Origin of the sequence: Devosia oryzisoli, assembly GCF_014837245.1 — a bacterium.
Classification (GTDB): Bacteria; Pseudomonadota; Alphaproteobacteria; order Rhizobiales; family Devosiaceae; genus Devosia; species Devosia oryzisoli.
Map to the genome: position 1 here is coordinate 301,486 of NZ_JACYFU010000001.1, position 22,409 is coordinate 323,894.

The 22,409-nt window shown below is 65.1% G+C and carries 18 protein-coding genes and 1 other RNA gene; 12 read left to right on the forward strand and 7 right to left on the reverse strand.

The genetic code is table 11. From position 1 onward, the window contains the following. Positions 1–46 precede the first annotated feature (46 nt). The 3 genes from katG to IC608_RS01535 all read left to right on the forward strand — a co-directional run bounded on the left by katG (position 47) and on the right by IC608_RS01535 (position 4,440). On the forward strand, positions 47–2,248 hold the full coding sequence (gene katG, locus IC608_RS01525; protein ID WP_191772270.1) for a catalase/peroxidase HPI: 2,202 nt from the start codon (positions 47–49) through the stop codon (positions 2,246–2,248). A gap of 181 nt (positions 2,249–2,429) precedes the next feature. Further along, positions 2,430–3,557, forward strand: coding sequence for a DUF2336 domain-containing protein (locus IC608_RS01530; protein ID WP_191772271.1), 1,128 nt, complete (start codon positions 2,430–2,432; stop codon positions 3,555–3,557). 61 nt (positions 3,558–3,618) lie between these two features. After that, complete coding sequence (locus tag IC608_RS01535; protein ID WP_191772272.1) at positions 3,619–4,440, forward strand: glycosyltransferase family 32 protein; 822 nt, start codon at positions 3,619–3,621, stop codon at positions 4,438–4,440. Here the strand turns inward: IC608_RS01535 and IC608_RS01540 are convergent. The 4 genes from IC608_RS01540 to IC608_RS01555 are packed head-to-tail and all read right to left on the reverse strand — an operon-like array spanning position 4,424 to position 9,138. After that, positions 4,424–5,647 carry an OpgC family protein gene (locus IC608_RS01540; RefSeq protein ID WP_210316172.1) on the reverse strand — a complete coding sequence of 408 codons (1,224 nt, stop codon included), beginning with the start codon at positions 5,645–5,647 and terminating at the stop codon, positions 4,424–4,426. The genes IC608_RS01535 and IC608_RS01540 overlap by 17 nt on opposite strands. Then, positions 5,634–7,391 carry a glucans biosynthesis glucosyltransferase MdoH gene (mdoH, locus tag IC608_RS01545; protein ID WP_191772273.1) on the reverse strand — a complete coding sequence of 586 codons (1,758 nt, stop codon included), beginning with the start codon at positions 7,389–7,391 and terminating at the stop codon, positions 5,634–5,636. Before mdoH ends, IC608_RS01540 begins: the two co-directional genes overlap by 14 nt. Then, positions 7,388–7,537 (reverse strand): hypothetical protein, encoded by a 150-nt coding sequence (locus IC608_RS01550; protein WP_191772274.1) that lies wholly within the window; start codon positions 7,535–7,537, stop codon positions 7,388–7,390. The genes mdoH and IC608_RS01550 overlap by 4 nt, the downstream gene beginning before the upstream one ends. Continuing rightward, positions 7,534–9,138, reverse strand: coding sequence for an OpgD/OpgG family glucan biosynthesis protein (locus IC608_RS01555; protein ID WP_191772275.1), 1,605 nt, complete (start codon positions 9,136–9,138; stop codon positions 7,534–7,536). The genes IC608_RS01550 and IC608_RS01555 overlap by 4 nt, the downstream gene beginning before the upstream one ends. A 206-nt stretch (positions 9,139–9,344) precedes the next feature. Here IC608_RS01555 and IC608_RS01560 point away from each other — a divergent pair, with 206 nt between their 5' ends. The 9 genes from IC608_RS01560 (at position 9,345) to IC608_RS01600 (ending at position 19,255) form a co-directional block, all read left to right on the forward strand. Continuing rightward, positions 9,345–11,615: an FdhF/YdeP family oxidoreductase gene (locus IC608_RS01560; protein ID WP_191772276.1), complete on the forward strand. Its 2,271-nt coding sequence runs from the start codon at positions 9,345–9,347 to the stop codon at positions 11,613–11,615. Next, complete coding sequence (gene fdhD / locus IC608_RS01565; protein ID WP_210316173.1) at positions 11,615–12,469, forward strand: formate dehydrogenase accessory sulfurtransferase FdhD; 855 nt, start codon at positions 11,615–11,617, stop codon at positions 12,467–12,469. Before IC608_RS01560 ends, fdhD begins: the two co-directional genes overlap by 1 nt. A gap of 66 nt (positions 12,470–12,535) precedes the next feature. Further along, positions 12,536–13,507, forward strand: a complete 972-nt coding sequence (locus IC608_RS01570) for an ArsR/SmtB family transcription factor (protein ID WP_191772277.1) — start codon at positions 12,536–12,538, stop codon at positions 13,505–13,507. Continuing rightward, complete coding sequence (gene metF, locus IC608_RS01575; RefSeq protein WP_191772278.1) at positions 13,500–14,402, forward strand: methylenetetrahydrofolate reductase [NAD(P)H]; 903 nt, start codon at positions 13,500–13,502, stop codon at positions 14,400–14,402. The genes IC608_RS01570 and metF overlap by 8 nt, the downstream gene beginning before the upstream one ends. A gap of 138 nt (positions 14,403–14,540) precedes the next feature. After that, the gene (locus tag IC608_RS01580) at positions 14,541–15,368 is read left to right on the forward strand and encodes a hypothetical protein (protein WP_191772279.1); all 828 of its coding nucleotides are present in this window, start codon (positions 14,541–14,543) and stop codon (positions 15,366–15,368) included. Between the two features lie 94 nt (positions 15,369–15,462). Next, positions 15,463–16,209, forward strand: a complete 747-nt coding sequence (locus tag IC608_RS01585; protein WP_191772280.1) for a J domain-containing protein — start codon at positions 15,463–15,465, stop codon at positions 16,207–16,209. Positions 16,210–16,241: 32 nt separating this feature from the next. Then, an RNA gene (gene rnpB, locus IC608_RS01590) (RNase P RNA component class A) lies at positions 16,242–16,623 on the forward strand. A gap of 196 nt (positions 16,624–16,819) precedes the next feature. Continuing rightward, positions 16,820–17,920, forward strand: a complete 1,101-nt coding sequence (locus IC608_RS01595) for a carboxynorspermidine decarboxylase (RefSeq protein ID WP_191772281.1) — start codon at positions 16,820–16,822, stop codon at positions 17,918–17,920. A 45-nt stretch (positions 17,921–17,965) separates the two neighbouring features. Beyond that, a complete protein-coding gene (locus tag IC608_RS01600) occupies positions 17,966–19,255 on the forward strand; it encodes a saccharopine dehydrogenase family protein (RefSeq protein ID WP_191772282.1) in 1,290 nt (429 codons plus the stop codon). A 52-nt stretch (positions 19,256–19,307) separates the two neighbouring features. Here IC608_RS01600 and IC608_RS01605 read toward each other — a convergent pair whose 3' ends face one another. From IC608_RS01605 to IC608_RS01615, 3 genes are read right to left on the reverse strand one after another with little or no spacing between them, the layout of a single operon-like run. Then, entirely contained in the window at positions 19,308–20,339 is a 1,032-nt protein-coding gene (locus IC608_RS01605; RefSeq protein ID WP_191772283.1) for a histidine kinase dimerization/phosphoacceptor domain -containing protein, read from the reverse strand. Positions 20,340–20,343: 4 nt separating this feature from the next. Next, complete coding sequence (locus IC608_RS01610; protein WP_248306143.1) at positions 20,344–20,787, reverse strand: response regulator; 444 nt, start codon at positions 20,785–20,787, stop codon at positions 20,344–20,346. Further along, a complete protein-coding gene (locus IC608_RS01615; protein ID WP_191772284.1) occupies positions 20,784–22,280 on the reverse strand; it encodes a sensor histidine kinase in 1,497 nt (498 codons plus the stop codon). The genes IC608_RS01610 and IC608_RS01615 overlap by 4 nt, the downstream gene beginning before the upstream one ends. Between the last annotated feature and the right edge of the window lie 129 nt (positions 22,281–22,409).

A 22,409-nucleotide genomic window follows, 5' to 3' on the forward strand; every position in this document is an offset into this window, starting at 1 on the left:
AGGGCCGCGGGCTTATAACCAGTGTAAATTCGCATAGGAGGCCCTCATGGACGACAAACTCTCTCCCAATCCGCACGGCGAGCAACCAGCGGGCCAGTGTCCAGTCGCGCATGGCGGCCGCTCGCGCGGACATCGCAACAGCGACTGGTGGCCCGAGCAACTGGACGTCCAGAAGCTGCATGCCAATTCGCCCCTGTCCTCCCCGATGGACAAGGATTTCGACTACGCCGAGGCGTTCCAGGCGCTGGACCTGGACGCAGTCAAGGCAGACCTCACCGCGCTGATGACCGATTCGCAGGATTGGTGGCCGGCGGATTTCGGCCATTACGGTGGCCTCTTCGTCCGCATGGCGTGGCATTCGGCCGGCACATACCGCATCACCGACGGCCGTGGTGGCGCCGGCATGGGGCAGCAGCGCTTTGCCCCGCTCAATTCCTGGCCCGACAACGCCAACCTGGACAAGGCCCGCCGCCTGCTCTGGCCCATCAAGCAGAAGTACGGCAACGCCATTTCCTGGGCGGACCTCATGATCCTCACCGGTAACGTCGCGCTCGAATCGATGGGCTTCAAGACGTTCGGTTTTGCTGGTGGCCGCGCCGACGTGTGGGAGCCCGAGGAACTCTATTGGGGGCCCGAAGGCACGTGGCTCGGCGACAGTCGCTATAGCGGCGAACGGCAGCTCGAGGAGCCGCTGGCCGCGGTGCAGATGGGCCTCATCTATGTCAACCCGGAAGGCCCGAACGGCAAGCCCGATCCGGTTGCCGCCGCGCACGACATCCGCGAAACCTTCTTCCGCATGGCCATGAACGACGAAGAGACCGTGGCGCTGATCGCTGGCGGCCACACCTTCGGTAAGACGCACGGCGCGGGCGACCCGTCGCTGATCGGGGCTGCTCCGGAAGGCGGGGCCATCGAGGATCAGGGCCTGGGCTGGAAGAGCGGCTACGGCACCGGCTTTGGCGATGACGCCATCACCGGTGGCCCGGAAGTCACCTGGTCGCAGACTCCGACGCGCTGGAGCAACTACTTCTTCGACAACCTCTTCGGTTTCGAGTGGGAGCTGACCAAAAGCCCCGCCGGGGCCTATCAGTGGGTGGCCAAGGATGCGCCGGAGAACATCCCCTACGCCCATAACCCGAACCGATTCCGCAAGCCCACCATGCTGACGACGGACCTCTCGCTCCGCTTCGATCCGGAATACGAGAAGATTTCGCGGCGCTTCCACCAGAACCCCGACCAGTTCGCCGATGCCTTCGCCCGAGCCTGGTTCAAGCTGACCCACCGCGACATGGGACCGCGCGTGCGTTACCTCGGGCCGGAGGTGCCTTCCGAGGTGCTGATCTGGCAGGACCCCATCCCGGAGGTCGACCACGAACTGGTCAACGACGCCGACGTCGCGGACCTCAAGAACCGGATTCTGGCGACCGGGCTTTCGGTGTCGGAACTGGTCACGACGGCCTGGGCTTCTGCCTCCACCTTCCGCGGCTCGGACAAGCGCGGTGGCGCCAACGGGGCGCGCATCCGTCTTGCTCCGCAGAAGGATTGGCCGGCCAACCAGCCGGAACAGCTGGCGCGTGTCCTTTCGCAACTCGAGGCGGTGCAGTCCGCCTTCAACGGTGCCCAATCGGGCGGCAAGCGCGTGTCGCTGGCCGACCTCATCGTCCTTGCCGGCGGCGTCGGCATCGAAAAGGCTGCGCGCGACGCAGGGCTGGAGATCACCGTGCCGTTCACGCCGGGCCGCATGGATGCCTCGCAGGAACAGACCGACGTGGTCTCCTTCGCGCCGCTGGAGCCGCGGGCCGACGGGTTCCGCAACTACACCAGCGGCCGCATGGTCATGCAGCAGGAGGAGGCGCTGGTTGATCGGGCGCACCTGCTGCGCCTCACCGGGCCGGAAATGACGGTGCTGGTGGGTGGCCTGAGGGTGCTCGGGGCAGGGGTGAACCAGCACGGCGTGCTGACGCACCGGCCGCAGACACTCACCAATGACTTCTTCCTCAACCTCCTCACCATGGACACCGTCTGGTCGCCCATCGAGGGTGAGGATGGGCTTTATGAAGGGCGCGACCGCCGGAGCGGCGAGAAGAAGTGGACGGCCACCCGTGTCGACCTCATCTTCGGCTCGCACTCGCAGCTGCGTGCCCTGGCAGAAGTTTACGCCCAGTCCGACAGCCGGGAAAAATTCGCCCGCGATTTCGTGTCGGCCTGGGTCAAGGTGATGAACGCAGACCGGTTCGACCTGCACTAAACCTCTGCTGCCTCACGATTGAAGGGCTCCGCGACGGCCGTTGCGGGGCCCTTTCCAGTTTTGGGCCGGGCCAGGACCCGTACAATTTTATTCAAATGCCGCCGCGCCCCTTCAAGCAGGCACAATCGCGACCGTCCAAGCTCTCATCCAGATCAACGGCAGAAGCCGGGAGAGGCACAGCATGAGCGAACTTGAAGAAGGCAATCGCGCATTCGCTAGTTTTCGCGTTCTCAACGGCGAGGACAACCACACCGAGCGCGAGCAGCTGTTCCGTAACATGGCGCAGTTGTTCAGCTATGTTTCTGACCGCTGCGACGACGAACAGGTAGCCCAGTACGACGAGGTGCTGTGCCAATTGGCCGAGCTCGTGGAAGTGGAGGCGCGCGCCCATGTCGCCAAGCTTCTGGCGCCGCTGGACCGCGCGCCCGGCACCGTAGTCATGCGCCTCGCCAATGACGACGACATCGAGGTGGCCCGCCCGCTCCTCGAGTTCTCCAACGTCCTTTCCGACGACGACCTGATCGACATCATCTCCAACCGGTCCGAAGAGCATCGCGTGGCCATCGCTGGTCGTGCAGAAGTTGGTGAACGGGTCGGCGAGGCGATCGTGCAACATGGCGAGACCGCGTCGGTGGTCCGCCTGGTCCGCAATGAGAATGCCGAATTTGACCGCTCGACGCTTGAGAAGCTGGTGGAGCGTGCCCGTCGCGATGCCGAAATCGCATCGGATCTGCGCGGCCGGTCCGATATCGACTGGCAGTCGCTGCGCGGCGAGATAACCTCTGCCGCCGGCAAGGTGCTGCAATCGCTGAGCCATGTGGAGCGGCACATCGATCCGGTGGCGGCCGACCGCGTCAACACCGTGGTCTACAACCGCATCCGCAACCGCGCCGGCTTCAACGCGCAGGAGTGGAAGGTGGCCTACAACCAGGTCAAGGGCCTCGCCGACCGCAAGCAGCTCGATGACCGGGCGCTGGCGCGCTTCGCCCGCTTCGGCTACGGCCACCATGCCGCCGCGGCGATGGGCGTGATGCTCCGCGTGCCGCCCGAGATCGTCGTCAAATGGCTGGCAAGCCAGGACTATGTCGCCATCACCGTGGCCCTGCGCGCCGGTGGCCTCTCGCCCGATCTCTTCGAAGCCATCGTCGCCACGCTGCCCTGGCGCGACCTGCCCACCGATGCGGACAAGGCGATGATCGCCAGCCGTTTCGAGGCGCTGGACGAGGAAGAGGCGGGACATATCTTCGAGCTTTGGCGCGAGCATGCCTTCCGCAAGCGAGCCATGAGCGAAGATCGCCAAACGGCCTGACTGGTCCATTGCTCCGGCCGCTGCTATGGGAGGCGCACTTCCATGGCAACAGGGGGCGGACGTGCTGCCGACCATCGTGAGTTTCTGGCACGGCCCGGCAAGCTGGCTCGAACGCCTTTCGGCCCGCAGCTTCCTCGAGGCCGGACACCGGGTTGAAGTCTATTCCTACGATTCCGTGGAAGGGCTGCCCTCCGAGGTCGTACTCAAGGATGCTGCCGAAATCCTGCCGCGCGACAAGCTCGTGTTCTACAAGGGCAGGGGCACGCCCGGCGTGTTCTCGGACTATTTTCGCGCCAGCCTCATGGCGGCGGAAAAGGGGATATGGGCCGATCTCGATGTTGTGTGCCTCCGGCCGCTGGCGGAGCTTCCGCCCCTCGTGGTGAGCTATGAGCGGCCCGGCTCGGTGAATGGAGCGGTCCTCCGCATCCCTAGCGACAGCCCCCTCTTGGCGGCGATGCTCTCGATCTTCACCCAGGAAAAGCGCCCGCTGCTGGAGCCTCACCTGCCGACGTTCCGGCGCCTGGAGGTGGCGGCGAGGCGACTGATCGGGCACACGATCCGCCCCGAAGACATGCAGTATGGCGCCACCGGTCCTTTTGCCCTCACCTACTACACCAGGGCGCTGGGAGTGGGACCCATCCTGCCGCAGGGGGTCTTCTACCCCGTGCCCTATGAAGCCATTCCGGAACTGCTGAAGGCGGGGTCGAGCATCGAGGCCTTTGTGCGGCCCGAGACTCTGGCGGTGCATCTCTGGCGCAGCCAGATCACCCGGCGGGGGCGCGCGGGGATGCCGGCGCCTGAAGCGAGGAGCGCTCTCGCCACGCTCTGTCGGCGGTTCGGTATCGTGCCGGCGGCTGACGAACCCGTCAGGGCGGGGTCGTAGCGGCCGCCGGACGCGGCTGGGCGCGGCGCAGCCTCGTCGTCGTGTTGAGCGCCCAGGACAACACCAGCAGCAGAACAAGCCCGCTCCCGAGCATCAAGCCGTCGGTCACCGGGTCTGGCTCGACCACCGTCTTGATCGCCTGAAGGAACAGGCTCAGCACCGTCCCGGTCGCAAAGACCGCCAGGCCCTGCCGACCAAGGCTGCGCAGCGGTGCGGTCCAGCGGCTGGCGGCGACCAACTGCAACGCAGGGATGGACGCGAGAACGTAAAACAGCGCCAGTGCGTGCAGAAGGCGGGGCGCCGCAACGAACGACTTGTCGAAGTTGGTCAGATAAAAGGGCAGCCCCCAGGCGCTCAATTGCCCCAGGCCAGCCCGCCCCGCTTCCGCAATCGGGGGAACCTTTACCCAGACGATCACAAAGAGCACGAACCCCAAAGACAGGAGAAAGAGCCAGGGATTGACCGGAATGAACCGCCGTCCCTGCTTCATGGCCATGCCCGAAAGCAGCCCGGTCACGAACAGCAACTGCCACGAGATCGGATTGAAGAACCAGCCGCCGGATGTGGGGTAGTTCGGCAGGTTGATCCGGAACTGCCCGGCCAGAACCCAGAGCGCAATCGAGCAGAGGAAGGTTGGCCAGGGCCAGCGCAGGCCCGCGATAAAGACGAGCGGGCTGGCGAGCAGCAGCACCAGGTAGAGCGGCAGGATATTGAGGTAGCCGAACTGGTGCGTCAGCAGCGGAATGCCGACCAGCGTTGCGAGAGGGTCCTTCACCAGCGCCGCTATATTGTTCTTGAGCAGCACTTCGTAGAGCCCGAAGTAGTGCGCAGCGCCGGCGAAGATGGCCAGCGAAATCGCGGTGATCGCGATGTGCACGAAATAGAGTTGCCGCGCGCGCGCCCATGGCCGCGCAATCGCCAGCCAGAGCGGGCCGCCATTGCGGAAGGCGCCGGAATAGGCGAGGCCCGCCGCGAGGCCGGACATGAAGACGAAAGCCTCCGCGGCGTCGGAAAAGCCGAAATTGCGGTTGGTGAAGTTCTCGTAGACGGTGCCGGGAACGTGGTTGATGAAGATCATCACCAGCGCCAGGCCCCGGAACATGTCGAGGCGGTCGTCGCGCGCGCCGGGCGGCAGCGGCGCCGCACCGGCCATCACGTGACCCATCAGCGGTATCCGGCTCCAGGCGGTTTCCCTACGCTCGAGCATGCGTCACACCAAGAAGGGGTTCGGTCACCGCGATCTGCCCCGTGGTCCTCCAGGAATCGAGGATGCGGCGCGACTCCAAGATGACGGGCGAGGGCGCGATTTCGCTCGGCATCGTGAACACCCAGTTGCGGGCGATGCGGCCATCCCCCAGCGAGGTCAGGGCAATGGTGAACGGGGCGAGGGTCGCCGGGATGGCCACGGGAAGAAGCCAGGGCAGATAAGCGGGCGCTGCCAGGGAGAGGAAACCGATGGTCCCGAACGCGAGGAGGACGATCCACCAGCTTGCGGCGAAGGCCGTCCGCACCGACACGGCTGCGGCGTCCCGGGCCGTGGCCGGCCAGCCGCCGTCGAGCCCGAGGAGAATCTGGACCACGGCGCGGGTCTGCATGGCGAGAAGGACGGGCGCCAGGATGGTCGAGAGCACCACCTCCGCGATCACCGAAAGCACCACCTGTCCGGAGCTGCCGAACCGGCGGTTGTGCCCGTCGAAGATGCCGCGCAGCAGAATGGCGAGTTTTGGGATCAGCAGCGTCGCAATCACGCCGGCGCCGATCAGCCAGGGAGTTGCGCCCCAGCGGTCGCCGCCGCGATCGGGGAAGATGCCGGCAAAGACGCTGGTGATCACCAGCAGCAGCCAGAGCGGGGAGGCGAGATAGGCCATGATGCCCTGCAACAGGGTGAAGCGGCTCCAGGCCTTCAGCCCCGGCGCGTTGAGCAGACGGCGGTGCTGCAGGTTCCCCTGGCACCAGCGGCGGTCCCGCTTGGCGTATTCGATGAGGTTTTCCGGACCTTCTTCGTAGGATCCACCCAGATCGGGAGCCACCCCCACCTTCCAGCCACCGCGCGCCAGCAGCGCCGCTTCGACATAGTCATGGCTGAGGATGTGCCCGCCATAGGGCGGTCGCCCGGACAGCACCGGCAGGCCGCAACAGGCGGCAAAGGCGCGGAGCCGGATAATCGCGTTGTGCCCCCAGTAGGGCCCTTCATTGCCCTGCAGCAGGGCCCCGCCGCGCGCAAAATAGGGCGACAGATAGGCCGAGGAAAACGCCATCATGCGCCCGAAGACGCTGCCAGCGCCGATGACCACCGGCACGGTCTGCAGCAGCCCCAGTTCCGGGTCGGCATCCATGCGCAGGGCCATCGCGGCGAGTGTGTCGGCTTCCATCAGGCTGTCGGCATCGAGGATGACGGCGTAGTCATAAGCGCCGCCGGAGCGGGCCACGAAATCCTCGATGTTCCCGGCCTTCTTGCCGGTGTTGATTTCGCGCCGGCGGTAGAAAATCCGTCCGGCGGCCTCACGCTCTTGGGCCAGCCGCTCGAACGCGACGGCTTCCTGGGTGGCCACCTCCAGCGAGGTGGTGTCCGACAGAATCGCGAAGTGGAACAAATCCGCCAGGCCCTTGTCCACGACCTGTCGGTTCATGGCGGCGATGCGCGAGAAGGTTTCGATGGGGTTTTCGTTGTAAACCGGTATCAGGACAACGGTTTTTCCTTGCGGGCGCTGGAGCGTCCGCCTGAAGCGCCCGCCAGGGATGAATGCGCCGATCAGTCCCGCCAAGCCCCCCCAGACGAGCCAGAACCCCGTCAGGGTCAGCAGCAGGGCCCGCACGATGTCGAGCCCGCTTGGCCGGTTGCCGCCAATAAGGTCGAGAAACACGAGGCCCGCCGCAAGACTGGCGGCACCCGCCAGGGTCAGCAGCACGATACGCAGCCACACCACGCCTGTCGTTCCGGATGGCGTCATCCGCGCAGCCGCTTTTCCCGGGGCCAGGGAAGAAAGACCGAGCGGAAGAAGTCGAACAGCACCGACTGGCGCTCCAGCGACTGCTTGGGCATGGCGAGGGGCGCGTCGGGCAGGCCCTGGAAATGTTCGAAGGTTTCACGCTTCATGCTGTGGTTCCTCCACGCCATTGGTAGAGCCAGGTCTCGGCCAGCGGCTGCCCGCCGGCGCTGATATCGGCCTTGAGTTCCATGAGGGTGCTGCCGTTCGTGTCGACATCGAGCACGAGCCGCCACAATCCGTTGGCATCGATGCGGGAAAACGCCTTGGAGACGACGCTGCCGCCCGAGACCTCGGCTGCGATATCGAATTCGGTGCCCTGCGGCACGTCCCGCAGGGGGCCGCCGGCATAGTCGACGACGAACTTGCGCAGGTTGGATGCCGCTTCCACACCCGAAACGCCGCCCTGGCCAACGCGGGTTTCCGCCACATAGGCGAGAGGAGCCTCGGGATCGGGCAACAGGTCGCCCCAGATCAGGCGGTAGCTGTAGTCGTGCTCCGAGCCGGCCTTGATGGGCTCGGCGGGAATCCAGAAGGCGACGATGTTGTCGTCTGCCTCGAGTTTTGACGGGATCTCGATCAGCCGGACGCTTCCCGCGCCCCAATCGGTGGTCGGTTCGACGCGCACCGAGGGCCGTCTTTCATAGTGGGCGCCGGCGTCCTGGTAGGTTTCGAAGCCGCGATCGCGCTGATAGAGTCCGAAGGCGCGCAGGCTGGTATCGGCGAGATAGGTGTTGCCGAGCGTCGAGCCATTGTTGAGCGGCCGCCACATGGGCAGCCCGACGGACGGCTCGACCCGCAGGCCATTGCTGTCGTGTACCTGCGGCCGGTAATCGTCGAACTGGCTGCGGTTCGTCTCGGCAAAGAGGAACATCGAAGTCAGCGGCGCAATGCCCAGTTCCGCCACGTCGGCGCGGAAGAAGAGCCGGGCGGTGACGTCGATGACGGTTTCCTGTTTTGCGTCGGATGCTGGTGTCAGCACGAAGCGATAGGCGCCGGTGACGCTGGGGCTTTCCAGCGCGGCGTAGAGGGTGAGAGGACCCTTGTCGGTCGGCTTCTCGATATAGAATTCGCTGAAGCGGGGGAATTCCTCCGCCCCATCGCGCCAGGAATTCAGCACCAGGCCCCGGGCGCTGGCGCCGTAGATATTGTCCCGCCCGAGCGCACGGAAATAGCTGGCGCCGAGGAAGGAGACGAGTTCGTCCATGGCGCCGGGACGATTGAGGGGATAGTTGATGCGGAAGCCGGCGATCCCCGGAAATTCCGCAGCTTCGGCCTCGGCCTGGTCTTCCGGGTCGAAGTAGAACGAAAAGTCCTTGGCGGTGAACTCGATCGGCTTGGCCACGCCGTCGACGACCTCAGCCAGGCTCACTGTCTCCTTGAACAGCCAGCCGGGCGGAAAGGCGTGGATCTGGTAGTCGTGCTGGTCATCGAGCCAGCGCGCCTTGCTCGTGTTGAACTGCACGCGGCGATACCCGTCATAGTCGAGACCGCTGTAGAAGGCGGACTGGATCAACTCCGGGGCCTGGTAAGGGGCCGCGGCGAGCTCTCGCATACGGGTGGTGAAGCTCTCGAAATCGAATGGTCCGGACTGATCCGGGGCCGCCCAGGCAACGTTGGATAAAGTCGTTGTGGAAAGGAGTATGGCGGCGGCGCCGGCGCCTCGAAGAAAGGTCCGCCGGGACAGGTAAACGGATGGGATCTGGAGCATCTGCAACGCTTTGGGTTCGCCCTCACCGATCAAGTTTTGGCAACGCCGTCGAGGGTATAAAGTTGTGACATGGCTGCCATGCGCCCGCGGAATGGTTCACGGTTCTGTGTTCGCGCCGAAGTAAAGCCCGGTTGAGGCGACAATGCGGCTGGCGATGAAATGAAGGCCATGCTCTAGCTGTGCCTGCGACTGACGAGGACACGACGATGGCTCCCAAGACCCCGCGCTACCAACCCTACAAGAGCCCGGCCGGAGGCTGGGGCGCGGCGGCGGCAACGGCCAAGGTGATGCTGGAGCAGAGCGTCGTCGCGAAAGGATCCAAGGCGCTCCTGTCGATGAACCAGCCGGGTGGCTTCAAGTGCCCCAGTTGCGCCTTTCCCGACGCCGACCAGCGCAAGACGCTGGAGTTCTGCGAGAATGGCGCCAAGGCGCTGGCGCATGAAGCCACGCGGGCCCGTGTGGAGCGCTCGTTCTTCGAAGCGCACACGGTTTCCGAGCTCATGGAGCAGTCGGATTACTGGCTCGAAATGCAGGGCCGCCTGACCGAGCCGATGCGATACGATGCCGGAACCGACAAATACGTCCCCTGCAGCTGGGACGAGGCTTTCGCGCTGATCGGGCAGCACCTGCAGGCGCTCGATGATCCGAACGAGGCGGAGTTCTACACCTCCGGCCGGACGCCCAACGAGGCGGCGTTCCTCTATTCCATCTTCGTGCGGGAATTCGGCACCAACAACTTTCCCGACTGCTCCAACATGTGCCACGAGCCGACCAGCCGCGGCCTGCCGCCGGTGCTCGGCATTGGCAAGGGCAGCGTGATCCTCGACGACTTCGCCCAGGCCGAGGCGATCTTTGTCATGGGGCAGAACACGGGCACCAATTCGCCGCGCATGATGACCAATCTGGTGGAGGCGCGGAAGCGCGGCGTGCCGATCGTTGCCGTCAACCCGATGCCAGAAAAGGCGCTGATGCGCTTCACCGAGCCGCAGGACGTGGTGCAGATGGCGACCTTCGGCTCGACGCCCATCTCGAGCGAATTCGTGCACATTCGCATCGGCGGGGACCTGGCCCTGCTCAAGGGCATGATGAAGGTCATGTTCGAGCGCGATGCTTCAGGCGAGCCTGTGCTCGACAAGGACTTCATCGCCGAGCACACCACCGGGTTCGAGGCGCTGCGGGCAGACGTCCTTTCGCAAAACTGGGACGAGATCGTCGCCATTTCTGGCATTTCCGAGGAGCAGATCCGCCGCTGCGCCGATATCTACATCCGCTCCAGGGCGACGATTATCTGCTACGGCATGGGGCTGACGCAGCATCAGCAAGGGTCCCGCCTTATCCAGCAGCTGGCCAACCTCCTGCTCTTGCGCGGCAATATCGGCAAGCCCGGCGCCGGCATCGCGCCCATCCGCGGCCACTCCAACGTGCAGGGCGACCGCACCGTGGGCATCGATGAAAAGCCGAAGCCGGCCTACCTCGACAAGGTGCGTGAGGTGTTCGGCTTCGAGCCCCCGCGCGAGAACGGCCACCACACGGTGGAGTCCGTGGAAGCCATGCGCGCGGGCACGGCCAAGGTGTTCATCGGCCTGGGCGGCAATTTCGTGCGGGCGGTGCCCGACACCGCCGAAGCCTACGCGGCCATGTCGCGGCTCAGGCTCACCGTCGGCATCGCGACCAAGCTCAATCGGGGCCACCTCATCCACGGGCAGGACGCTCTGATCCTGCCGGTGGTGGCGCGCTCGGAGCGCGTGCGCACGGCGCTGGGCGAGCAATTCGTCACCATCGAGGACGCCATGTCCAACGTGACGGCCTCTCGCGGCGTGCTGGAGCCGGCCGCTGAAAACCTGATGCCGGAGGTCGAGATCGTCTGCCGCATGGCCATGGCGACGCTGCCGAACAGCAAGGTGGATTGGGCGCGCTATATCGACGACTACGATGCCATCCGCGACAAGATCGCCGAGGTCTACCCCGAGCTCTTCGCCAACTTCTCCGAGCGGATCAAGGCGCCGCACGGCTTCCACCTCGATGTGCCGTCGCGCCGCCGCGTGTGGAAGACCGAGACCGGCAAGGCCAACATGCTGGTGTTCGAGGGCCTCCTTGTCGATACGCCGGTGGACGATCCGGACATGCTGCGGCTCGCCACGGTGCGCTCGCACGACCAGTTCAACACCACGATCTACAGCAACAGCGATCGCTATCGCGGGGTCTACAATGACCGCATGGTGCTGTTCATGAACGAGGCCGATCGCAAGGCGCGCGGCCTTGAGGCGGGCCAGAAGATCGCGCTCGAGACCATCTTCCACGACGGCCTCGAACGGCGCGTGGAGGGGCTGACGGTGCTCGATTATGCCATGCCGCCTGGTTCCGTTGCAGGCTATTATCCGGAGCTTAACCCTCTCCTGCCGCTCGATTTCCATGATCGGATCAGCGGCACCCCGGCCGCGAAATCTATTCCGGTTCGCGTCGTGGCATCTTCCTAGTGTCGAGGCCCGCGCCGCACACCAATACCCCTGCCTCGGGCAGGATGGTGCAGAACCATCCGGCCCTGCGGCTGGGGCTCGGGCACCCGGGCGATGAGCCTGTCGTGCGCGCGCTGGCCCTGGAAGTTCCGGTGGCCATCGAAGTGTGCGGCCTCAGCTATGCCGTGATGATGGCGACCCCGAGCGATCTCGATGACTACGCGCTGGGCTTTGCCCTCAGCGAAGGGCTGATCGAGAACATTGAAGAGGTGCTCGATCTGACGGTGCACGAGCTGGAGTCCGGCGGCTGGGTCGTGCGGCTCAACCTGCCGCCGGCGGGCGCCGAGAAGGCGATGGCCCGTGCTCGCGTGCGGGTGACGGAGAGCAGTTGCGGGCTCTGCGGCATGGACAATATCGCGCAGGTCCTGCGGCCCCTCCCGAGGGTCGAGCAGGCATTTGCCATGCGGCGGGAGGCGATTTCTGCCGCGCTCGAGGCCCTGCCGCCCTTGCAGCCGCTCAGTCAGGAAACGGGCGGGGCGCATGCCGCCGCATTCTGCGCGCCCGATGGCACGATCCTCCTCGTGCGCGAAGACGTGGGGCGCCACAACGCCCTCGACAAGCTTCTCGGCAGCCTCGCCCGCGCCGGGCGTTCAGCGCGGGAGGGCTTCATCCTGCTGACGGCGCGGTGCAGTTACGAGCTGGTGGAGAAAACCGTGCGCGCCGGCTGCCCGGTTCTGGTGACCATTTCGGCGCCCACCAGCCTTGCGGCAGAGCGGGCTGCGGCCGCCGGTTTGACGCTCGTCGCGTTGGCCCGGCCCGATGCCGCACTGCTCATCAACGATCCCGCACGGATGCTGGCCGCCACAAAATCCTAGCGAGCACAAAGCGCTAGACCCACGCGAATCCATCATATAAAGAAATCTTTATATGATGGGGGTCGCATGGCAGGGCTGGGCGAGATCGTGGGGGTACTCAAGGCGGCGGGCGAAAGCACGCGGCTGCGCCTGCTCGCGCTTCTGGCCGATGGCGACCACTCGGTCAAGGACCTCACCGAAATCCTCGACCAGAGCCAGCCCCGGGTGTCGCGTCACCTCAAGCTGCTGGCCGACGCCGGCCTCGTGCAGCGCTACGCCGAAGGCGCCTGGGCCTATTATCGCCTGAGTCCGGCGGGGCAGGGGGCGGACCTTGCGCGCTGGCTCATCGCCCGGGTCGATCCTGCGGCTCCCGAACGGCGAGCGGATCGGGCGCGACAGGCCGCCGTGCGCACCCAGCAGCAGGCGGAAGCTGCGGCCTATTTCGCGCAGGTGGCGCAGAGCTGGGATCTGCTCAAGACCCTGCACGTGCCTGAAGCGGCGGTCGAGGCCGCCGTGCTCGGGACTCTGGCAGGGCGCACCGTCGACCTCCTGATCGATCTCGGCACCGGCACGGGCCGCATGCTCGAAGTCCTGGCGCCCGCCTTTCGGCGCGGCATCGGCATCGATTCGAGCCGGGAAATGCTGGCGGTTGCCCGCGCTCGCCTGGTCGAAGCGGGGCTCAACAAGGCCGAAGTGCGCCTGGGGGACATCGGTGCGCTCGACGCCGGCGTGGGGCCGGCCGATATCGTCGTGCTGCACCAGGTCCTCCATTACTTCGACGATCCGGGCCGCATGCTGGCGCAGGCGCGCCGGCTGCTCAAGCCCGGCGGCGAGATCATCATCGTCGACTTTGCGCCCCATTCCCTTGAATTCCTGCGCACCGAGCACGCCCACAGGCGGCTCGGCCTGTCGCGGGAGCAGATGAGCGGCTGGGCCGCTGCGGCCGGACTCCATGTCCGGTCCGTGCGCGATTTTCCCAGCGATATCGAAGACGGCGGGCTGACCGTGTGCCTCTGGTACCTGGGCGACCGCGAGACCATGGATGCTCCCGATGCTTGACGACAATGTCCGCGCCAGCCGACAGACTGCCGACCGGCGCCCCGACTTGCAGCTTTCCTTCGAGTTCTTTCCGCCCAAGACGGACGCGATGGAGGAGCGCTTCTGGGACAGCATCGCCAAGCTCGCGCCGCTCAAGCCGCGCTTCGTTTCGGTCACCTACGGGGCCGGTGGGTCGACGCGGGAGCGGACGCTGCGCATGGTCCGGCGCATCACGGCCGATACCGGCGTGCCGGCAGCCGCGCACCTCACCTGCGTGGGAGCCAGCCGGGACGAAGTGGACGAAGTGGTGCGCGGCTACCAGGACGCTGGTGTCAAGCGCATCGTGGCGCTGCGCGGCGACCCGCCAGAGGGCGTAGGCCAGCCCTTCACTCCGCATCCGGACGGGTATCGCAACGCCGCCGACCTCGTCGCCGGTATCAGGCGCATCGGGGATTTCGACATTTCTGTCGCCGCCTATCCCGAAAAGCATCCGCAAAGCCCCGACTGGCAGGCGGACATCGACAACCTCAAGCGCAAGCTCGATGCCGGCGCCAACCGCGCCATCACGCAGATGTTCTTCCGCAATGCCGACTATCTGCGCTACCTCGAGCGGGCCCGCGCGGCCGGCATCACGGCACCCATCGTGCCCGGGATCCAGCCAATCCATTCTTTCAAGCAGATATCGGGCTTCGCCGCGCGCTGTGGCGCCTCGATACCGGACTGGATGGCCGAGCGCTTCGAGGGGCTGGAGGATGATCCGGAGACGCACGCTCTGGTCGCCGCGGCCGTCGCCGCCGAGCAGGTGACCGAACTGCTCGACGAAGGCGTCACCGAGTTTCACTTCTACACGCTCAACCGCTCCAATCTCGTGCTGGCGCTCGGCCGCCTCCTGGGGCGCCGCGCCGGCGCGGAGTAATCACGTTTGGCAATGGTTCATTTACCGTTCAGCATTGGGCGTAGATCATGGCGAATCAGGCCCGGTTCATAATCTGGCCACGTTAAGGGTCTTTAGACCTGCCGCTTCGACCTGATGCCTTATCGGATTGTTGGACCCATGCAGATCGATCGTCGTATCACCAATGGATTGGCCTGGGCCGGCGCGGCCCTCGTCGTCGCTATCCCGGTCGCCGACTACGTCTCCGGCACTCTGATGGGGCCCGGTGCGCCTCAGCTTGCCTTGGTGCAGGAAGAAAAAGCACCTGTTCCGGCCACAAGGCCGGTCGACCTGGTCGCCGCCAAGCCTGCCCCACAGGCGCCGGCGGCAGAGCCGGCGGTCGTCGCCAAGCCCGAAGTGGTTGAAGCCGCTGCCACCACGCCCCCGGCCACGCAAGCCGGCGACGCCGTTGATGCCTATCTGCAATCCGGCAAGCCCCTCCCGAGCTATATCAGCGACGGTGGTGCCGCCACGCAGCCGACCAAGCCCGCGGCAAACCCTGCGGCTCCCGTGCAGACGGCCAGCGTCCCCGCAGCCCCAGCCGTCGAAACGACCAGGCCGGCCGTCGAGAGCGCTCCGGTCGAGGTGGCCTCGGTCACGCCGCAGCACATCGCGCCCGTGCCGATGCCGCTCTCCATGCGTCCCAAATCGGTGTCCGCGATTCCGGTCGCCGTAGCGCAGCCGCAGCCGTCCTACGGGCAGGACGCTCCGCTCATCATCGACCAGCCCGAACCCGTCATCACGGCGGATGATCTGGATGACTGGGAGAGCGGCCCGCTATCCGATTTCCTCGCGCGGCGCGACGGTGGCCGCCAGGCGCAGGCCGCACCGGATAACAACTACGATGCGAACGGTTTCTTCCTCGATGAAGGCCCCAATAGCTCGGCGCGCTTCCAGCGGTTCCCGCCCGGCTATCGCGACAACGACGTCATCTATCTCGCGCGCTGAGCACGGCAGCCATTCTTCACCAGGCATGGACCGCGCCGTGCTCGGGCGATAGTGTCCGGCACGGCTGAACATTATGCCGCTTTGTGAGGGTGCCATGCTCTGCTGTGTTCGGGATGCCGAGCAAAATCAGGATCTGCGTCAGAAGCTGGCGCGTTTCTTCGGCTCGTTTTCGCGCCGCACCGGCGTTGCTGGCCATATCGCCGATATTCTTGATCCCGACACCTGGCTGCCCGGTGGCAGGGAAGCCGCCTTCACGCTGGCGCTGATTGCGCTTTCGGCGAAGATGGCCGTGGCCGATGGGGCCGTGACGGCCTCGGAAGTGCGCGCCTTCAACGCGACGGTGGAAATAGCCAAGGGCAGCGAGCCGCAGGTCGAGCGACTGTTCGATCTTGCCAAGCAGGATATCGGCGGTTTCGAGGCCTATGCGGGCAAGGTGGCGCGCTTCTTCCGCGAGTCTCCCCAGACGCTGGAACACGTGCTGGACGGCTTGTTCTTCATCGCGACGGCCGATGGCCTCGTGCACGAGGCCGAACTCGATTATCTGCGCCGGGTCAGTGAAATCTTCGGTTTCGACGAGGCGCGATTCGAGCAGATGGCGAGCCAGCATGTGGTGCTGGAAGACGGCGTCGATCCCTATACCGTCCTCGGTCTCAGCCATGATGCACCTCCCGAGGAGGTGCGCCGCGTCTATCGGCAACTCGTCGCCGAGCACCATCCCGATCGCCTGATCGCAAAGGGTGTGCCCGAGGACCTGATCGACGTGGCAACGGCGCGCATGGCGGCGATCAATCTCGCCTACCAAGCGATCACTCGTCCCAAGGCTCAGCCTCTGCTGACTTGACGACGCGCCCCGCCTCCCTCACATAAGCCCGGCCAGTTGACCGGGTGGCCGCTGGCACGGGGGTAACCGCGTGCCGGAGGAAAGTCCGGGCTCCTTCGAAACACGGTGACGGCTAACGGCCGCCGGGGGCGACCCCAGGGAAAGTGCCACAGAAAGCAAACCGCCGGCCCTCGGGCCGGCAAGGGTGAAAGGGTGCGGTAAGAGCGCACCGGGCCGCTGGCAACAGGGGCCGCACGGTAAACCCCACCGGGAGCAAGACCAAATAGGGACGACGCGGGGCAACCCGGCCTGTTTCGAGGCTATGTCGTCCGGGTTGGTTGCACGAGCGCGCCGGCAACGGCCGCCACAGATGAATGGTCACCACGTCGTGGAAACACGGCCCTACAGAACCCGGCTTATAGGTCAACTGGCACTTCTGCCTCGCCGGAGGCGCAACTGGGGGTTGCGCCGCATCGCCCTTGCGTGGGGCGGCATCGCTTTGTAGAGCACACGGCATCCGCCGCTGATGCGGCGAACTGGTATGGAGACGCTGGCCGCTTCCGGTGGGCCGCGCTCTCCCTTTTTGCTTGCGCCTCGACGGGAGTGGTGGCGCTGTTCGGAGTTCAGCGCCATGTCCCTGCCCACCCCGCATTACCTCATCGACGAGCAGGCCCTCGAGCGAAATCTGAAAAAGGTCGACGCCCTGCGCGGGGCCTCCGGCGCCAAGTGCCTCATGGCGCTCAAATGCTTTGCCACGTGGTCGACCTTCGCGCAGATCGCGCCGCACATGGACGGCTCCACCTCTTCCTCCCTGAACGAGCTCAAGCTGGGGCGGGAGAAGTTCGGCGGCGAGACACACGCCTATTCGGTTGCCTGGTCAGACGGCGAAATCGACGAGGCCATCGCCAACGCCGACAAGATCATCTTCAACTCCGTCAGCCAGCTCGAGCGCTTCGGCGGCAAGGCCGCGCACCTGCCGGTTGGGCTGCGGGTCAACCCCGGCGTCAGCCATTCGCACTTCGATCTGGCCGATCCGGCACGGCCCTTCAGCCGGCTGGGCGAGTCCAATCGCGCCCGCATCGAGGCGGCAATGGTCCGGGTTTCCGGCCTCATGCTCCACTGCAATTGCGAGAACGACTCCTTTGACGCCCTCTCGGCCCTGCTGGACCAGATCGAGCAGCGCATTGGCGACCTGCTGGAGCGGGTCGAGTGGGTGAGCCTGGGCGGTGGCATACACTTCACCGGCGAGAATTACCCCCTCGAAAAACTGGCCGAGCGCCTCAAGGCCTTCGCTCAAAAATATGCCATCCAGCTCTACCTCGAGCCCGGTGATGCGATCGTGACCAATACCACTACCCTCGAAGTCAGCGTCCTCGACATCGTGGAGAACGGCAAGGCCATCGCCATTGTCGATAGCGCCGTCGAGGCGCACATGCTCGACCTGCTGGTCTATCGCGAAACGGCCAACATTGCGCCCGATGCTGGGCCACACCGCTATATGGTGGCGGGCAAGTCCTGCCTTGCGGGAGACGTGTTCGGCGAATTCTCGTTCCCCGAGCCCCTGGCCATTGGCGATCGTATCTCGCTGCTCAACGCGGGCGGATACACCATGGTGAAAAAGAACTGGTTCAATGGCGTGGCAATGCCCGCTATAGCCATCCGCAGAAGAGACGGCACTCTCGATCTTATCAGAAGTTTCGATTATGCCGACTATGTCGCCAGTCTGTCGTAAGGCAGGCTGATCCCGTTACCCCTCTAAAAAGGTGTTTCGTGCCAATTGAAAAAGAACCTGCTGATCATCGGCGCCGGAGGTGTCGCGCAAGTCGCTGCCTATAAGGCGGCCATGCACAACGATGTGCTCGGAGACATCCACATTGCCTCCCGCACCCTGTCGAAATGCGAAGGCATCGTCGCCGGCATTCTCGAGAAAAAGGCGCTCAAGCGCCCGGGCATCCTGGCAGCCCACCAGCTCGACGCGATGGATGTCGAGGCCACCAAAGCGCTGATCCGGCGCACCAAGAGCCAGATCGTCATCAACGCCGGCTCCGCCTTCCTCAACATGAGCGTGTTGCGCGCCTGCATGGATGTCGGCGCGGCCTATATCGACACGGCCATCCATGAGGACCCTTCGCGCATCTGCGAGACGCCTCCCTGGTACGGCAATTACGAGTGGACGCATCGCGACGAGTGCGAGCGCAAGGGCGTTACCGCCATCCTGGGCGCTGGGTTCGACCCGGGCGTGGTCAACGCCTATGCGGCCCTGGCCGCGCAACGTCTGTTCGACCGGATCGACAGCATCGACATCATCGACGTCAATGCCGGCAGTCATGGCCGCTACTTCGCCACCAATTTCGACCCCGAGATCAATTTCCGGGAGTTCACCGGCACGGTGTGGAGCTGGCAGGACAGCCAGTGGACCTCGAACAGCATGTTCGAAGTCAGCCGCACCGACGATCTACCGGTGGTGGGCACGCACAAGACATACCTGACCGGCCATGACGAAATCCATTCGCTCTCGGCCAATCTGGGGGTGCCGGATGTCCGCTTCTGGATGGGCTTTGGCGAGCACTACATCAACGTCTTCACGGTGCTCAAGAACCTCGGCCTGCTGTCCGAGCAGCCGGTCACCACGGCCGAAGGGCTGGAAGTCGTTCCGCTCAAGGTCGTCAAGGCCGTGCTGCCCGATCCGGTGTCCCTGGCGCCCGACTATGTGGGCAAGACCTTCATCGGGGACCTCATCAGGGGTGTGCGCGACGGCGTCGAGACCGAAGTGCTGATCTACAACATCAGCGACCACGAGGAGGCCTTCGCCGAAACCGACAGCCAGGCCATCTCCTACACCGCTGGCGTTCCTGCCACCGCTGCGGCCATGCTCATTGCGACAGGACAATGGGAATGCCACCGCATGGCCAATGTCGAGGAACTGCCGCCCCTGCCGTTCCTGGACCTGCTGGGTCGGATGGGCCTGCCGACGCGGGTGCGCGACGCCCGCGGGGATTGGGCTTTCGAAGAGCTGGACCTGCCCGAACCCGAGCTGGTTGCGGTGCGCACCGGCAAGGTGTCCTGAAAACAAAGAAGGCGGCCAACGGCCGCCTTCTTCTTTTGAGAACTGGAGTTCGTCAGGCGGGAAAGGTGACCGAGACGCTGGTACCCGGACCCTGGCCGTAGGTGACCGCGGCGTCCAGACTATGCGCCATGGCGCGCACGATGCGGCTGCCGAGGCCCGTGCCCTTGGGGACGCCCTCGCCGGACCAGCCGATCCCGTCGTCTTCGACAAGCAGAACGACCGAGGGGCCATCGCGGCGCATGCGGATGCGCACTTCTCCAGGCTCCTGGCCTTCATAGGCATATTTGAGGGCGTTGGTCACGAGTTCGGTGACGATCACGCCGAGGGACGCCACCTTCTCGGTGGGCAGGGGGAACGGCTCCACGTCCACCCGGATGACGGCTGTGCTGCCCTCGGCCTGCATGCTGGTTTCCAGCTCGCCGATCAGGCTGTTGAGGTAGTCCGCGATCTGCACGAAGCGCACGTCATCGGTGGTGTAGAGGTGCCGGTGCACCCCCGCGATGGCGTGGATGCGCGCCTGAGTCTCGCTCAGGGCGCGCTTGCACTCGATATCATCGATTGCATGCGACTGCAGGCCCACCAGGGAGGCGACCATGGCCAGCGAATTGGCGACGCGGTGATTGACCTCGCCGAGCAGCATTTCCGCCCGCTCGCGCGCTTCCTGCATCTCGCGCTCGGCCCGCACCTTGGCGCGCGTCAGCCGTACGTGCTCGACGGCATGGTCGATGGCGGTCAAGAGGAGCTCCATGAACTCTTCCGCGCCGGATTTGGGCACAAAATCGGTGGCGCCGGACTTCAGCGCGTCCACGGCAATGGCGAGATCGGCAGAGCCGGTCACATAGACGACGGCCGGCCGGTCTTCCAGGTCCTGCATCCCTTTGAGCACGTCGAGCCCCGTGCCCGTGGGCAGGTAGTGGTCGAGCGCGACCACATCGATGCCGCCGGCATGCACAAGGGCCAGCCCTTCTTCGCCACTGTTGACGTGGCTGAAGGAGAAGCCGCGCCGCTGCATGGCCTTTTCCACAAGGCGAATGAGGCCCTGGTCGTCATCGATGTAAAGCACATGCGGGGTGCGCGTGGGCATCAGGTCAATCGGCCTCCGGAACCTGCATGACCGAGAAGAACAGGCCGAGCTGGCGAATGGCGTTGGCAAAGCCATCGTAGTCGACGGGCTTGGTGATGTAGACGTTGGCGCCGAGGTCGTAGCAACGCTGGATTTCGCGCTGGTCGTCCGTGGTCGTCAGCACCACCACCGGCGAGCGGCGGGTGTGCTCGTTGCCCTTGACCTTTTCGAGGATATCGATGCCCGTCATGTCGGGCAGGTTGAGGTCCAGGAGGACCAGCAGCTGCCGGCCCTTGTTGACGAGCCCGGTGCCATCGTCGCCCAGCAGGAAATTGAGCGCGCTGGTGCCGTTGGTGAACGCGAGGATTTCGTTGGCAACGCCTGCACGGCGGATGTTCTTTTCGATCAGCCGGGCGTGGCCTTCGTCGTCCTCGACCATGATGATCGTTACGGGACGTGCGTCGTTCATGAGCCAGTGCTCCCGAGATAGCCGCGCAGGTCGCGCGGCAGGTTGATGATGAAAGTAGTACCCTCGCCCAGTGTCGAGGTCAGGGCCACATCGCCGCCCAAGCTACGCACCATGGTGCGAACATGGGCAAGGCCGATCCCTTCGCCTGGAGCGCTCTGCGCGCCGGAGCGGCGGAAGAGTTCGAACACGCGCTCGTGGTCGGTGCCGGCAATGCCGCGACCATTGTCCTCGACCTCGATCACCACGCGGTTGCCGGGCACGTGACGGGCGCGGATGTTTACCCGCAGAGGGCGGCCAGGCTGCTGGTACTTGATGGCATTGTCGAGCATGTTGCCCAGAACCTGCTCGATGGACAGCTTGTCCGAGACGATCTTGTTGGCGCGAATGTCGGTCTCGATCGAGCCCTCGTTGTCCGCCACCTGATGGTGCACCGCATTGGCGGAAGCCTCGACGATTTCGGCGAGGTTGATGGTCTCAGGCTTGAGTTGCCGCCGACCCTCGCGCGAAATCTTGAGGATAGCGTTGATGAGCCCGTCCATCTTGCGGGTTGCGGCGCGGATGAAGGTTATGGCTTCAGGCAGGTCTTCGGTCGCGGCCAAGCGGGCGTCCTCGAAGGCAGGATCCTGGGTCTGTTCGGGCTGCGCTTCCATATAGGTGCGCAAAGTGCCCACGCTGGTCTCGAGCTCGCTGGTAAAACCCATGATGTTGACCAGCGGCGCGCGCAGGTCATGCGTCACGATATAGGCGAAGCGCTGGATTTCCTCGTTGGCCTTGCCCAATTCGGACGTGCGCTCGCGCACGCGCTCCTCGAGGCCGGTATTGGCTTCTTCCACGGCCCGGCGCGCCCGCCCCAGTTCCTGCATGTAGCTCAGGACCGCCCAGATCGCGCCCGACACCACTGCGAGGATGACCAGGCCCCCGCCGATGGAAATCCACCGCAGGGCGCCTACGGTGCTGCGCTGGTTGGCGACGCCGCTGGTCATCCGTTCGTCGACGGCATTGAGCAAGCCGTCGATGAAGGTGCGGACGGCCACCATCGCTTCGCGGCCACGGTCGGTGCGAACCTGTTCGACCGCGCCCGCGACGTCGCCCTGCTGCATCATCTGGATTGTCTCGGACAGCTCGGAAAGCTTGAGCCCGATATTGGTTTCGAGATCAGCAACCGGCTTGGCAGCCTGGGGGTAGGGGGCCAGAACTGCCTTCAACTGCGACAGTGTGTCATCGATCTGCGGCAGCGTGGCGTTGTAGGGATCGAGGTATTTCTGGTCGTGCGTGATGATGTAGCCGCGCTGGCTCGACTCCAGATCCTGCAACTGGTTGCGCAGATCGACGGCGACGCGGCGTGCGATGCGCGCCTGCACGACCTCGTCGAAATAAACCTGCGAACGCTCCACGAGCCAGATGTTGGTGCCGACGATCCCGAGGAGCGCAAGCAGACCCACGAGCAGCAACAGGGCGGTCGCCCTGACGAATGTCCTGCTGGTGATCGGCATGAATATCCCCGGTTAAGCCCCGACTCTTCATGGCCCGAACGACCTGGTTCGGCAATACGTATATGTTAGTCGAAGGGCGTTTATGCCCACGTCGGGGATCGACCGCCACTTTGGCATGGGAAACAAAAT

What these genes read in the sequence shown, in the direction of transcription:
- katG (WP_191772270.1), top strand. Translation starts at nt 47, where the DNA reads ATGGACGACAAACTCTCTCCCAATCCGCACGGCGAGCAACCAGCGGGC.
- IC608_RS01530 (WP_191772271.1), top strand. Translation starts at nt 2,430, where the DNA reads ATGAGCGAACTTGAAGAAGGCAATCGCGCATTCGCTAGTTTTCGCGTT.
- IC608_RS01540 (WP_210316172.1), bottom strand. Translation starts at nt 5,647, where the DNA reads ATGCTCGAGCGTAGGGAAACCGCCTGGAGCCGGATACCGCTGATGGGT.
- mdoH (WP_191772273.1), bottom strand. Translation starts at nt 7,391, where the DNA reads ATGACGCCATCCGGAACGACAGGCGTGGTGTGGCTGCGTATCGTGCTG.
- IC608_RS01550 (WP_191772274.1), bottom strand. Translation starts at nt 7,537, where the DNA reads ATGAAGCGTGAAACCTTCGAACATTTCCAGGGCCTGCCCGACGCGCCC.
- IC608_RS01555 (WP_191772275.1), bottom strand. Translation starts at nt 9,138, where the DNA reads ATGCTCCAGATCCCATCCGTTTACCTGTCCCGGCGGACCTTTCTTCGA.
- IC608_RS01560 (WP_191772276.1), top strand. Translation starts at nt 9,345, where the DNA reads ATGGCTCCCAAGACCCCGCGCTACCAACCCTACAAGAGCCCGGCCGGA.
- IC608_RS01570 (WP_191772277.1), top strand. Translation starts at nt 12,536, where the DNA reads ATGGCAGGGCTGGGCGAGATCGTGGGGGTACTCAAGGCGGCGGGCGAA.
- metF (WP_191772278.1), top strand. Translation starts at nt 13,500, where the DNA reads ATGCTTGACGACAATGTCCGCGCCAGCCGACAGACTGCCGACCGGCGC.
- IC608_RS01580 (WP_191772279.1), top strand. Translation starts at nt 14,541, where the DNA reads ATGCAGATCGATCGTCGTATCACCAATGGATTGGCCTGGGCCGGCGCG.
- IC608_RS01585 (WP_191772280.1), top strand. Translation starts at nt 15,463, where the DNA reads ATGCTCTGCTGTGTTCGGGATGCCGAGCAAAATCAGGATCTGCGTCAG.
- IC608_RS01595 (WP_191772281.1), top strand. Translation starts at nt 16,820, where the DNA reads ATGTCCCTGCCCACCCCGCATTACCTCATCGACGAGCAGGCCCTCGAG.
- IC608_RS01605 (WP_191772283.1), bottom strand. Translation starts at nt 20,339, where the DNA reads ATGCCCACGCGCACCCCGCATGTGCTTTACATCGATGACGACCAGGGC.
- IC608_RS01610 (WP_248306143.1), bottom strand. Translation starts at nt 20,787, where the DNA reads ATGAACGACGCACGTCCCGTAACGATCATCATGGTCGAGGACGACGAA.
- IC608_RS01615 (WP_191772284.1), bottom strand. Translation starts at nt 22,280, where the DNA reads ATGCCGATCACCAGCAGGACATTCGTCAGGGCGACCGCCCTGTTGCTG.